The 13,392-nt window shown below is 70.4% G+C and carries 5 protein-coding genes; 4 read left to right on the plus strand and 1 reads right to left on the minus strand.

Annotated elements, in window-relative coordinates; genetic code table 11:
* Positions 1-4: 4 nt before the first annotated feature.
* Positions 5-1,504: an AlkA N-terminal domain-containing protein gene (locus tag ACFYXS_RS10980; protein ID WP_389246252.1), complete on the minus strand. Its 1,500-nt coding sequence runs from the start codon at positions 1,502-1,504 to the stop codon at positions 5-7.
* A gap of 121 nt (positions 1,505-1,625) precedes the next feature.
* Between ACFYXS_RS10980 and ACFYXS_RS10985 the strand changes: the two genes are divergently transcribed.
* From ACFYXS_RS10985 to ngcE, 4 genes are all read left to right on the plus strand, one after another.
* Positions 1,626-2,453 carry an isocitrate lyase/phosphoenolpyruvate mutase family protein gene (locus tag ACFYXS_RS10985; protein ID WP_389246254.1) on the plus strand — a complete coding sequence of 276 codons (828 nt, stop codon included), beginning with the start codon at positions 1,626-1,628 and terminating at the stop codon, positions 2,451-2,453.
* 483 nt (positions 2,454-2,936) lie between these two features.
* Positions 2,937-8,528, plus strand: a complete 5,592-nt coding sequence (locus tag ACFYXS_RS10990; RefSeq protein ID WP_389246256.1) for a GH92 family glycosyl hydrolase — start codon at positions 2,937-2,939, stop codon at positions 8,526-8,528.
* 441 nt (positions 8,529-8,969) lie between these two features.
* Positions 8,970-11,684 carry an aconitate hydratase AcnA gene (gene acnA, locus ACFYXS_RS10995; protein ID WP_389246258.1) on the plus strand — a complete coding sequence of 905 codons (2,715 nt, stop codon included), beginning with the start codon at positions 8,970-8,972 and terminating at the stop codon, positions 11,682-11,684.
* Positions 11,685-11,949: 265 nt separating this feature from the next.
* Positions 11,950-13,338: an N-acetylglucosamine/diacetylchitobiose ABC transporter substrate-binding protein gene (ngcE, locus tag ACFYXS_RS11000; RefSeq protein WP_389246880.1), complete on the plus strand. Its 1,389-nt coding sequence runs from the start codon at positions 11,950-11,952 to the stop codon at positions 13,336-13,338.
* Positions 13,339-13,392 lie beyond the last annotated feature (54 nt).

Genomic DNA, 13,392 nt, shown 5'->3' on the forward strand with positions numbered 1-13,392 from the left:
AGGCTCAGTTCTTGCCGGAGGGGAGGAAGTTGATCGGGTGGTCGCCGGTGGCCCACAGGTACTGCACGGCGTAGGCCCGCCAGGGCCGCCACGCGGCGGAGCGCCGGACGAGGGCCGCTGGGGTCCTCGGAAGGCCCAGCGAATCCGCCGCGAGGCGTACGCCCAAATCGGTGGGGAGGAACGCGTCGGGGTCGCCGAGGGCACGCATCGCGACCGCCTCGACCGACCATGGGCCAAAGCCCGGCAGGGCGGCCAGCTGCTCGCGCGCCTTGTCCCAGTCGCTGCCGACGTCCAGGTCGAGCCCGCCCTCGGTGAGGGCCTCCACGAGCCCGGTCAGCGAGGTCCGTCGCGTGCGCGGCATGGCCAGCCGCTCGGGGTCCAGCGAGGTCAGCGCCCAGGGTGACGGGAAGAGGTGGGTGAGGCCGCCGCCGGGGTCGGCGACCGGATCGCCGTGCGCCGTGACCAGGCGCCCGGCCAGGGTGCGCGCCGCCGCCGTGGAGACCTGCTGCCCCAGCACCACCCGCACCGCGAACTCCGCGCCCTCCACCGTGCGCGGCACCCGGCGCCCCGGGCTCTTGTCGACGTACGGGGCGAGCAGCGGGTCCTCGCGGAGCAGCCCGTCGACGGCGACCGGGTCGGCGTCCAGGTCCAGCAGCCAGCGGCAGCGGCTGATGGCGTGCGACAGGTCGCGCCAGTCCGTGAGCGACAGCCGGCACCCGATGTGCCCGTCCTCCGGCCGCAGGGCCACGATCCCGTGCCCGAACGGCAGGCGCAGCGTGCGGCGGTAGGCGCCGTCGCGCCACTCCTCCACGCCGGGCACGGCGGTCGCGGCCAGGTGCCCGAAGAGGTTGCCGGGGCAGAGCGGCGTCCGGTACGGCAGGCGCAGCGACAGCGTTCCGGAGACGTAGGGGACCCCGGCGGACGCCCGGTCCCGGCCCCGCCGGGCCGCCCGCCCGCGCAGCTCGCTCGGCGTGAGCGCGAAGACCTCGCGCACGGTGTCGTTGAAGGTGCGGATGCTGGAGAAGCCGGCGGCGAAGGCGACGTCGCCCATCGGCAGCGCCGAGGTCTCGATGAGCAGCCGGGCGGTCTGCGCCCGCTGCGCACGGGCGAGCGCCAGCGGCCCCGCCCCGAGCTCGGCGAGCAGCTGCCGCTCCACCTGCCGGGTGCTGTAACCGAGCCGCCCCGCCAGGCCCGGGACACCCTCGCGGTCCACGACCCCGTCGGCGATCAGCCGCATCGCGCGGGCCACCAGGTCGGCCCGCTCGTTCCACTGCGGCGAGCCGGGGCTGGCGTCCGGGCGGCACCGCTTGCAGGCCCGGAAACCGGCCTGCTGGGCGGCGGCCGCGCTGGGGTAGAACGTCATGTTCTCCGGCTTCGGCGGGTGCACGGGGCAGCCGGGCCGGCAGTAGATGCCGGTGGTCAGCACCGCGGTGAAGAACCACCCGTCGAAACGGGAGTCCTTCGCCTGTACGGCGCGTACGCAGCGTTCGAAGTCCTCATGCACATCACCCAGCATCCGTGGGCAGGGCCCCGGAGGCTAGCGAGAATCCGACATCGACGTGAGCGGACGGTCGTGTCGGGAAACCGCCGGACGGTCACCCGGTCGTGCTGATGGACTGCCCGGTGTGAATCCTGAACTCAAGGCCAAGGCCGAACTGTTCCGCTCCCTCCATGTTCCCGGCCGCCCCCTGCTGCTGGCCAACGCGTGGGACGCCGCGAGCGCCCGCGTCGCCGAGCGCGCGGGGGTCGCCGCCGTAGCCACCACCAGCTCCGGGGTCTCCTGGACCCTCGGCACCGCGGACGGCGGCCACGTCGAGCCGTCCCTCGCGCTGGCGCTCACCGCCCGGGTCGCGGCGGCCGTCGCGGTCCCCGTGAGCGCGGACATCGAGGGCGGCTACGCGACCGGTCCCGAGGGCGTCGCCGACACCGTGCGGGCGGTCCTGGCGGCCGGCGCCGTGGGGGTCAACATCGAGGACTCGTACGCCGGCGGCCCGCAGCCGCTGCGCGCCCCGGCCGACCAGGCCTCCCGGATCGCCGCCGCGCGCCGGGCCGCCGACGGGGCCGGGGTGCCGCTCTTCGTCCACGCCCGTACCGACACCTTCCTGCGCGGTCCCGGCGACGTCGACGAGACCCTTGAGCGGGCCGCCGTCTATCTGGACGCCGGGGCCGACGGCATCTTCGTGCCCGGCGTCACCGACCCGGCGCTCGTGGCCGAACTCGCCGCCCGCATCGACGCCCCCCTCGGTGTCCTCGCCGGTCCCGGGGCGCCCGCCGTGGCCGAACTCGCCGCCGCCGGAGCCGCGCGGGTGAGCCTGGGCAGCGCCGTCGCGGAGGCGGCCTACGCCCTCGTCGAGCGCGCGGCCCGCGAGTTGCTGGGGACCGGAAGCTACGCCGCGCTGGCGGGCGGCATCCCCTGGGGCGAACTCAACGCCCTGATGCTCCCGGAGGCGTGAGCCGCCCGGTCCTCCTGCGCCGCTCACCGCGCGGCGTCGCCGAAGTACCTGATCAGGGGTGGCGGTTGGGTGGGGGCCGGTCGCGGGCCCCGGTTCGCCCGTCCGGTCGCGGCCGGGCGAACCGGGAAGGAGAACGGGCTATTTCACGGGGGTTACGCGCTCCACTCTTGACAACGTTGTCTGGTAAGGAACAGGCTAACCGCGATCTACGGCAGGGTGTGCCCTTTTACGAGTCCCCCATCCCCTTACGGAGCTTCCGCATGATCCAGGACCTTCGCCCCAACTCGTGCCCGGGGCCGGGGCGGTTGTCGCCGCCTCGCGTCGGCGATCGCGGCACCGCTCCCCACTGACCTGTTCCCCGGGCCGAACCGCCTCCTGGCGCCGTCCAGGACCGAGCCGCGGCACGTCCCGACGTGATGCTCCCGACCTCCAATGACGAAAGGTCCCTCCGTGTCACCTTCCCCCTCCGCCCGCCATATGTCCTTGCGAAGATGGGCCGGCGCGGCGATAGCCCTGTCGCTCCCCGTGGGGCTGCTGGTCGTCGCACCCTCGGCGGGTGCCGCGGCGCCGCCGCCCGGCAACTTCAGCTCGTCCTTCGAGTCGGCCGACCCGCGGGCCGCCGAGAGCACCGTCGAGGTCGACGGCAGCGGCAAGCCGGTCCAGGCGAACCTGAGCGGATCGAGCTCCACCGGACTGCCCGGCAGCCTGCTCGACCAGGTCGACGCGGTGACCGCCAGCGCCGACAACCCTCCGGGGGAGGTCGCCGCCAACGTCAAGGACGCCAATCCGTCGACCAAGTGGCTGGCGTTCGCCAAGACCGGCTGGGTGACCTACCGGCTGGCCAAGCCCGCGGCGGTGGTGAAGTACTCGCTGACCTCCGCGAACGACGCGGCGGGCCGCGACCCCAAGGACTTCGCCGTACAGGGGTCGAACGACGGCAGCGCGTGGACCGACCTGGACACGCGGACGGGTGTGAGCTTCAGCGGCCGGTTCGCCACCAACACCTACAGCTTCAGCAACACGACGGCCTACGCCTACTACCGGCTGAACGTCACGGCGAACTCCGGTGACTCCATCCTCCAGCTCGCGGACTGGAACATCAGCGACGGCTCGAACGTCCTTCCGCCGGCCACCCCGATGGTCAGTGTCGCCGGCGCCGGACCGGTCAGCGGTTACAACATGAAGCCGGGCGCCGGGTTCTCCGGAGTGGCCTCGCTGCGGTACTCGGGCGGCGCGCGGGCCGACGGCCGCTCGTACGCGACCAACAAGCTCTTCGACGTCGACATCCCGGTCGGGCCGAAGACCCGGCTGTCGTACAAGATCTTCCCCGAGTTCACGGCCAAGGACACCCAGTACCCGTCCACCTACGCGGCCGTCGACCTGCACTTCACCGACGGCAGCTACCTGAGCGGCCTCTCGCCCGTCGACCAGCACGGCTACGCGCTCACGGCGGCCGGGCAGGGTGCGTCGAAGGTGCTCTACGCCGATCAGTGGAACGCGGTGCAGTCCGAGATCGGGGCGGTCGCCGACGGCAAGACGATCGACCGCGTCCTGCTCTCCTACGACGACCCCAAGGCCACCGCGTCGACGCGTTTCCAGGGCTGGCTCGACGCCGTCACCGTGTCGGGCACCCCGACGCCGGTCGACGGCTCCAGCCTGACCAACTTCGTCGACACCCGGCGCGGCACCAACGCGTCCGGCGGGTTCTCGCGCGGCAACAACCTGCCGATCTCGGCGATGCCGAACGGCTTCAACTTCTTCACGCCGGTCACCAACGCCGCGTCCAACTCCTGGGAGTACGACTACCAGGCGGGCAACAACGCGGCCAACCTGCCGACGCTGCAGGGACTGGCGATCTCGCACGAGCCCAGCCCGTGGATGGGTGACCGCAACCAGATGTCGGTCATGCCGGTGCCGGCCGGGGGCTCGCTCACCGGAGCGCCCAGCGGACGCGCACTCGCCTTCAGCCACGACGACGAGATCGCGCGACCGGACTTCTACCAGGTCACCACGCAGAACGGCCTGAAGGCGCAGATGTCGCCCACCGACCACGGTGGGATCATGCAGTTCACCTTCCCGTCCGGGCAGGCCACCGGAAGCCTGGTCTTCTACAACGGCACGTTCACCATCGGCACGGACGGCACCTTCACCGGCTGGGTGGACAACGGAAGCGGTCTGTCGGCCGGTCGCAGCCGGATGTTCGTGTCCGGCACCTTCGACCGGGCGCCGACGGCGACCTCCGCGACCTCCGCGACCTTCGACACCTCCGCGAGCCGGCAGGTGACGCTGCGGATCGCGACCTCGTTCATCTCGGTGGACCAGGCGCGCAAGAACCTCGGCCTGGAGGTCACCGGCCAGAGCTTCGACCAGATCCACGACGCGGCCACCGCGGCGTGGAACGACCGGCTCGGCCGGATCGAGGTGCAGGGCGCGAACGAGACGCAGAAGGTCACGCTGTACTCGAACCTCTACCGGCTGAACCTGTACCCGAACTCGCAGTCGGAGAACACCGGCACCGCCGCCGCGCCGCGCTGGCAGTACGCGAGCCCGGTGTCGGCACCGACCGGCACCTCGACCGCCACGCAGACCGGCGCCAAGGTCGTGGACGGCCAGATCTACGTCAACAACGGGTTCTGGGACACCTACCGCACCGTGTGGCCCGCGTACTCGCTGCTGTACCCGGACGTCGCGGCCAAGATCGCCGACGGCTTCGTCCAGCAGTACCGCGACGGCGGGTGGATCGCCCGCTGGTCCTCGCCCGGCTACGCCGACCTGATGACCGGCACCAGCGCCAACGTCGCACTGGCCGAGGCCTACCTCAACGGTGTCGACGTGCCCGACCCGCTCGCCGCGTACGAGGCGGCGGTCAAGGACGCCACCGTCGCGTCCGGCCGCAGCGAGGTCGGCCGCAAGGGCATCGAGAACGGTCTGTTCCTCGGCTACACGCCCACCTCCACCGGCGAGTCCGTGTCGTGGGCGCTGGAAGGCTTCATCAACGACTACGGCATCGGCAACATGGGCGCGGCCCTGGCCGACGACAAGTCCGTGCCGAAGGACGACCGCAAGCGGATCAAGGAGGAGTCGCAGTACTTCCTCCAGCGTGCCCGCAACTACGTCAACCTCTTCGACAAGGACAGCAAGTTCTTCGAGGGACGCCAGGCCAACGGCACGTTCCTCACCGGCGACCCGCTCGACTGGGGCGGCGCCTACACCGAGACGAACGGCTGGAACTTCGCGTTCACCGCGCAGCAGGACGGCCAGGGCCTGGCCAACCTCTACGGCGGTCAGAAGCAGCTGGAGCAGAAGCTCGACCAGTTCTTCTCCACCCCGGAGAACGCCGACCACCCCGGTGGGTACAACGGCACGATCCACGAGATGCTCGAAGCACAGGCGGTGCGCCTGGGTCAGCTCGGCATGAGCAACCAGCCCTCGCACCACATCCCGTACATGTACGACTACGCCGGTGCGCCGTCCAAGACGCAGGCGATCGTGCGGGAGCTCCTGCAGCGCGTCTACGTCGGCGACGAGATCGGCCAGGGCTACCCGGGTGACGAGGACAACGGCGAGATGTCGTCGTGGTACATCCTCAGCTCGCTGGGCATCTACCCGCTGCAGGCCGGCTCCTCCAACTGGGCCATCGGTTCACCGCAGTTCACCAAGATGACCGTCCACCGCACGAGCGGCGACATCGTCGTCAACGCGCCGGACAACAGCACCAAGAACGTCTACGTGCAGGGTGTGAAGGTCAACGGCAAGACGCAGCGCGCCGTGTCCGTCGACTCGGCCGAGCTCGTCCACGGTGGCACGATCGACTTCGCCATGGGCTCGCAGCCGTCGTCCTGGGGCACCGGCAAGAACGACGCGCCGCCGTCCCTGACCGAGGGCACGGACGTGCCCAAGCCGTTGCAGGACACCACGGGTCCGGGCCTCGGCACCGCGACCACCAGCGACGGGCAGGACGCGTCGAAGCTGTTCGACGACTCGTCGACCACGCAGATGACCTTCGCCGGCGATGAGCCCCAGATCGACTGGGTCTACCGCGGCGGCAAGCAGACGCCGTCGTACTACACCCTCACCTCCGGTGCGGGCGCGGGCGACCCGACGGACTGGAAGCTGCTGGCCTCCAACGACGGGATCACCTGGACCACGCTCGACTCCCGTCACCGCGAGGTGTTCACGTCCCGCAACCAGACCCGGCCGTTCAAGATCGGCAACCCGGGGACGTTCGCGCGGTTCCGCCTGGTCGTCAAGGAGACCGCCGGCGCCGCGCAGACCAGCCTCGCCGAGGTCGAACTGCTCGCGGGCGGCGACGTCCAGCTCGGTGGCGGCGACCTGACGGTCGCCGGCGTGAGCAGCGGGCTGCACGCGACGTCCGGCGTCGCGGTGTCGGCGCCCCTGGCCACCGTCACCGGGGGCACCGCGAGCGGCTACCAGGCCACGGTCGACTGGGGTGACGGCTCGCCGGTCACCACGGGCACCACGGCCCTGAGCTCGCGGGGCGTGTACAGCGTCAGCGGTACGCACACCTACGCCAAGCCCGGTTACTACCAGGCGAACGTCACGGTGACCGACGGCACCGTCCAGGGCTCGGGAACGGTCGGGGCCGACGTGGCGTACGCGCCGGGCTCCAGCCTCACCGCCGCCTTCGACACCGTCTGCATCGGGGACGAGGGCGCGCTCGCCGCGAACTGCGACAGCAAGTCCTGGGCGTACTCGCGTGCCGCTCTCAAGGCGGCCGGCGTGACCCAGGGCCAGCAGCACGACGTGCCCGGTACGGCGCTGCACTTCACGCTGCCGGAGACCCCGGCGGGTCAGCCGGACAACGCCACGGGCAACGGCAGCACGCTCGTGCTCAACCTGCCGGCCGACGCGAAGAGCATCTCGTTCATCGGTTCCGGCACGCAGGGCAACCAGAACACCACCGGCACGGCGACGTTCAGCGACGGCAGCACCACCGCCGTCCCGATCCAGATGAGCGACTGGACGCTGGGCGGCAACGCCAACGGCACGCCGTCCTTCGGCAACATCGTCGTCGCCAAGTCCGCCTACCGACTGCTCGGCACGAGCCGGGACGGCGCCCAGCCGTTCCTGTTCGCCACCACGCCGTTCCAGATCCCGGCGGGCAAGACGCTCGTGTCGGTGACCCTGCCCAAGCAGACCGGCGACGCCGGTTCCGCCGGCCGGATCCATGTGTTCGCCGTCGCCCACGACGGCACGCCGACTCCCGCGCTGGTGACCACCACGCCCAAGGACCGGACGGCCACCCCGGGGAAGGCCCTCGCGGCGGACCTCGGTTCGGTGACCGGCGGCGTTCCCGGCCCGACGGGCTACCAGGCGCGCGTCCAGTGGGGTGACGGCACGGTTCCGTCCGACGCCACGGTCGACGCGTCCGGTGCGATCGGCGGAGAGCACACGTACGTGCAGCAGGGCACGTACACCGTGCACGTCACCACGTGGGACACGCTCTCCAGCAGGACCGAGACGTTCACCGTGACCGTGGGGGAGGCGGCACTGCAGCCGACGATCTCGGCGTCGGCGTCCGCCGGCGTCGAGGCAGGTGACGCGATCACCGTCAACGGCAGCGGGTTCGCCGCCGGCGAGCGGGTGACCGTCAAGCTGGGCACCAGCCCGGCGCGCAGCGTGACGGTCGAGGCCTCCGCGACGGGCGCGGTCCACGCGTCCGTGGCGGCGTCCGACGACGCGGAGCCCGGCCGGTACGCCATCACCGCGGCCGGCACGTCCTCGCGTACTCCGGCGACGGCCACCGTCCGGGTGACCGATGAACCGGTGGCGCGGACGTACCGTCCCGACGTGCTGTTGTCGACGACGTCGGGGCCGCGCGCCACGGCGATCACCGTCAACGCCAGCGGGTTCGCCCCGAACGAGGCCGTGCGGATCGGCTTCGGTGACGGCCTCGCCTTCATCACCGTGCACGCGAACGCCGACGGTGTGATCTACGGCGCGACCATCAGCGTTCCGGGGACGGCCAAGCCGGGTCCGACCGGTGTGACGCTGGCCGGCGCCGATTCGGCTGCACATGTCCGGCTGCACTTCGAGGTCACCGACCAGAGCTGAGCCGAACTGGGCTGAACCAGCCAAAGCCGCCGGTGGGCGGGGCCGTGATCACGGTCCCGCCCACCGGCGCTTTTCCGTGCCGTCCCACGGGCGCGGACACGGCACGGCGGGCACCCGGCGCATGCCCGGCGGCCGGGGCCGCCTACGAGGGGCCACGGGGGCCCGGAGCCCCCTCTCAGGGCCGTCCTCGGCGTCGCCGCGCGCAGCGCCGAAGAGGCCGCCCGGCGGGGCGGCCGCGGCCTCCGACGGCTCGGGGGCGGCCCAGCGCATGACCCGGCAGCGGTGATGTATTAGAGTTATCTCGACATCGAGATATCTGCCGAGGCGCACCGCTGCCGCCACAGGTAAGGCTCACCTTACTTAGTCATACCTTAGCGGATCGGCCTCAGGCCGTAGCGGCAGCATTGCGGTGGTACGCGCAAAGTTACGAAGGAGACTGTCGTGTCGGCGAACAGCTTCGACGCCCGCAGCACCCTGCAGGTGGGCGACGAGTCGTACGAAATCTTCCGGCTGGACAAGGTCGAGGGCTCCGAGCGCCTCCCTTACAGCCTGAAGGTGCTGCTGGAGAACCTGCTCCGCACCGAGGACGGCGCGAACATCACGGCCGACCACATCCGCGCGCTCGGCGGCTGGGACTCCCAGGCGCAGCCGAGCCAGGAGATCCAGTTCACGCCGGCCCGTGTGATCATGCAGGACTTCACGGGTGTGCCCTGCGTGGTCGACCTCGCCACCATGCGCGAGGCCGTGAAGGAACTGGGCGGCGACCCGTCCCGCATCAACCCGCTGGCGCCCGCCGAGCTGGTCATCGACCACTCCGTGATCGCCGACAAGTTCGGTACGCCGGAGTCGTTCTCGCAGAACGTGGAACTGGAGTACGGCCGCAACAAGGAGCGCTACCAGTTCCTGCGCTGGGGCCAGACCGCGTTCGACGAGTTCAAGGTCGTCCCGCCGGGCACCGGCATCGTCCACCAGGTCAACATCGAGCACCTGGCCCGCACGATCATGGTCCGGGGCGGCCAGGCCTACCCCGACACGCTGGTCGGCACCGACTCGCACACCACCATGGTCAACGGCCTCGGCGTCCTCGGCTGGGGCGTCGGCGGCATCGAGGCCGAGGCCGCGATGCTCGGCCAGCCGGTCTCCATGCTGATCCCGCGCGTCGTCGGCTTCAAGCTGACCGGTGAGCTGCCCACCGGCACCACCGCGACCGACCTCGTGCTGACCATCACCGAGATGCTGCGCAAGCACGGTGTCGTCGGCAAGTTCGTCGAGTTCTACGGCGAGGGCGTCTCCGCCACCTCGCTGGCCAACCGCGCCACGATCGGCAACATGTCGCCGGAGTTCGGCTCCACCGCGGCGATCTTCCCGATCGATGCAGAAACCATTAACTACCTGAAGCTGACCGGTCGTTCGGAGCAGCAGCTGGCCCTCGTCGAGGCGTACGCCAAGGAGCAGGGTCTGTGGCTGGACCCGGCCGCCGAGCCGGACTTCTCCGAGAAGCTGGAGCTCGACCTCGCCACGGTCGTCCCCTCCATCGCCGGCCCGAAGCGCCCGCAGGACCGCATCGTCCTGGCGAGCGCCGCCGAGCAGTTCAAGAGCGACGTCCGCAACTACGTGGACACCGCGGACGAGGCGGGCAAGGAGTCCTTCCCGGCCTCCGACGCCCCGGCCGCGGTCAACGGCGTGCCGTCCCGCCCGACCCTCGTCACGGCCCCCGACGGGTCCACGTACGAGATCGACCACGGCGCCGTCACCGTCGCCGCGATCACCTCCTGCACCAACACCTCGAACCCGTACGTCATGGTCGCCGCCGCCCTGGTGGCCAAGAAGGCGGTCGAGAAGGGCCTGAGCCGCAAGCCGTGGGTCAAGACCACGCTCGCCCCGGGTTCCAAGGTCGTCATGGACTACTACGACCGCGCCGGCCTCACCCCGTACCTCGACAAGATGGGCTTCAACCTCGTCGGGTACGGCTGCACCACCTGCATCGGCAACTCCGGCCCACTGCCGGACGAGGTCTCCAAGGCCGTCAACGAGCACGACCTGGCGGTCACTTCGGTGCTCTCCGGCAACCGCAACTTCGAGGGCCGGATCAACCCGGACGTCAAGATGAACTACCTGGCGTCCCCGCCGCTGGTGGTCGCGTACGCCATCGCCGGTTCGATGAAGGTGGACATCACCAAGGACGCCATCGGCACGGACACCGAGGGCAAGCCGGTCTACCTGCAGGACATCTGGCCGTCCGAGCAGGAGGTCAACGAGGTCGTCGCCGCCGCGATCGGCCAGGACATGTTCGCCTCGTCCTACCAGGACGTGTTCGCCGGTGACGCGCAGTGGCAGTCGCTGCCGATCCCGACCGGCAACACCTTCGAGTGGGACCCGCAGTCGACCTACGTCCGCAAGCCCCCGTACTTCGAGGGCATGAAGCACGAGCCGGACCCGGTCACCGACATCACCGGTGCCCGCGTGCTGGCCAAGCTGGGCGACTCGGTCACCACCGACCACATCTCCCCGGCCGGCGCCATCAAGGCCGACACCCCGGCCGGCACGTACCTCACCGAACACGGTGTGGAGCGCCGCGACTTCAACTCCTACGGCTCCCGCCGCGGCAACCACGAGGTCATGATCCGCGGCACCTTCGCCAACATCCGCCTGCGCAACCAGATCGCGCCGGGCACCGAGGGCGGCTACACCCGCGACTTCACGCAGGAGGGCGCCCCGGTCGCCTTCATCTACGACGCGTCGCAGAACTACCAGGCCGCCGGCACCCCGCTGGTCGTCCTGGCGGGCAAGGAGTACGGCTCCGGCTCCTCCCGGGACTGGGCCGCCAAGGGCACCGCGCTGCTCGGCGTCAAGGCCGTCATCGCCGAGTCCTACGAGCGCATCCACCGCTCGAACCTGATCGGCATGGGCGTTCTGCCGCTGCAGTTCCCCGAGGGCGCCACGGCGGCCTCGCTGGGCCTGACCGGTGAGGAGGCCTTCTCCTTCACCGGTGTCACCGAGCTCAACGAGGGCACCACGCCGCGCACCGTCAAGGTCAGCACGGACACCGGCGTCGAGTTCGACGCCGTGGTCCGGATCGACACCCCCGGCGAGGCGGACTACTACCGCAACGGCGGCATCATGCAGTACGTCCTGCGTTCGCTGATCCGCAAGTAAGGATCAAGGCGCTCGCAAGGCCGCAGCGGGCCCGCACCCCGGCAGGGGGTGCGGGCCCGTTCGCGTTACCGCGAGGTCTCAACTAGGGAAAGCTGTCTGCCAAAAGCGCGTATGACCTTGCCCACTTCGCGGGAAGTGGACTATACCTGTGCGCGTCCAGGGGGCCCGCCAACACGGGCTCGCGCGGGGGGAACGGCGGGTGTGTGGCCCGTGCATGGAAACAACTCCGCACTGCCTGGGTCCTGGAGAAGGTGAGGACTTGAGCATGGGATCCGACGTCAATCGGCGCGATCTGATCAAGCGGGCAGCGGCCGTGAGCCTGCTGGCCGCCCCGTCCGCGGGACTGCTGAGCGCGTGCGCGTCCAGCGGTGGCGGCAGCAATGCCCCCGAGAAGGGGGAGAAGTCCAAGGACAATCCGTTCGGCGTGGCCAACGACGCCGCACTCGATGTCGTGATCTTCAAGGGCGGCTACGGCGACGACTACGCCAAGCAGTTCGAGAAGCTCTACCAGAAGAAGTTCTCCGGGGCGAAGGTCAGCCACCTGGGCACCCAGGAGATCACCGGCAAGCTCCAGCCCCGCTTCAACGCCGGCAACCCGCCGGACGTCGTGGACGACTCCGGCGCCGCGCAGATCAAGCTGGACGTCCTCTACAAGAGCGGCCAGCTCACCGACCTCACCCCCCTCCTCGACGCCGCGTACATCGACGACCCGAGCAAGAAGATCCGCGACGTCCTGCAGCCGGGCACCATCGAGACCGGCACCTTTGACGACGGCAAGATGTACCAGCTCTCCTACATCTACACCGTGTGGGGCCTGTGGTACTCCGGCAAGCTCTTCAAGGAGAAGGGCTGGACCGCGCCGAAGACCTGGGCCGACTTCATGTCGCTGTGCGCGGAGATCAAGAAGTCCGGGATGGCCCCCTTCTGCCACCAGGGCAAGTACCCGTACTACATCAACATCGTGGTCATGGACCTGATCGCCAAGCAGGGCGGTCCCGACCTGGTCAAGCGGATCGACAGCCTCGACCCGACCGTCTGGGACGAGCCGGCCGCGAAGGCGGCCGTCGAGGCCGTCTACGAGATCCCGGACAAGGGCTACCTGCTGCCGGGCACCAACGGCATGACCCACATCGAGTCGCAGACCGCCTGGAACGAGGGCAAGGCCGCCTTCATCCCCTGCGGTTCGTGGCTGGAGAACGAGCAGCTGAAGGCCACCCCCTCGGACTTCGAGATGACCTTCATGCCGATCCCCTCGCTCGACGGCGACAAGCTGCCCTTCGAGGCGATCCGCGCCGGCGCCGGTGAGCCCTTCATCGTCCCGAAGAAGGCCAAGAACCAGGCCGGCGGCCTGGAGTTCCTGCGCCTGATGCTCACCAAGGAGGGCTCCAGCAAGTTCGCGCAGACCGCGAACTCGCTGACCGTCCTCAAGGACGGCGTCGGCTCCGACGTCGAGCTCCGCCCGGGCACCAAGTCCACCGTGACGGCGCTCAGCGCGGCCGGCAGCAACGTCTTCAACTACAACTACCCCAACACGCAGAGCGCCTTCGACACGGACGTGCAGAACGCCAGTGCCGAGCTGATGGCCAAGCGCATCAAGCCCGCCGAGTGGCTCAAGCGGGTCAAGGCGGCGGCCGAGAAGGCCAAGAAGGGCTAACCGTCCACCAGCCCTTGCGCACCGGGGGCCCGATCCCCCCTCATGGAAGAGGGG

Source organism: Streptomyces sp. NPDC002574 (assembly GCF_042889545.1).
Taxonomy (GTDB): domain Bacteria; phylum Actinomycetota; class Actinomycetes; order Streptomycetales; family Streptomycetaceae; genus Actinacidiphila.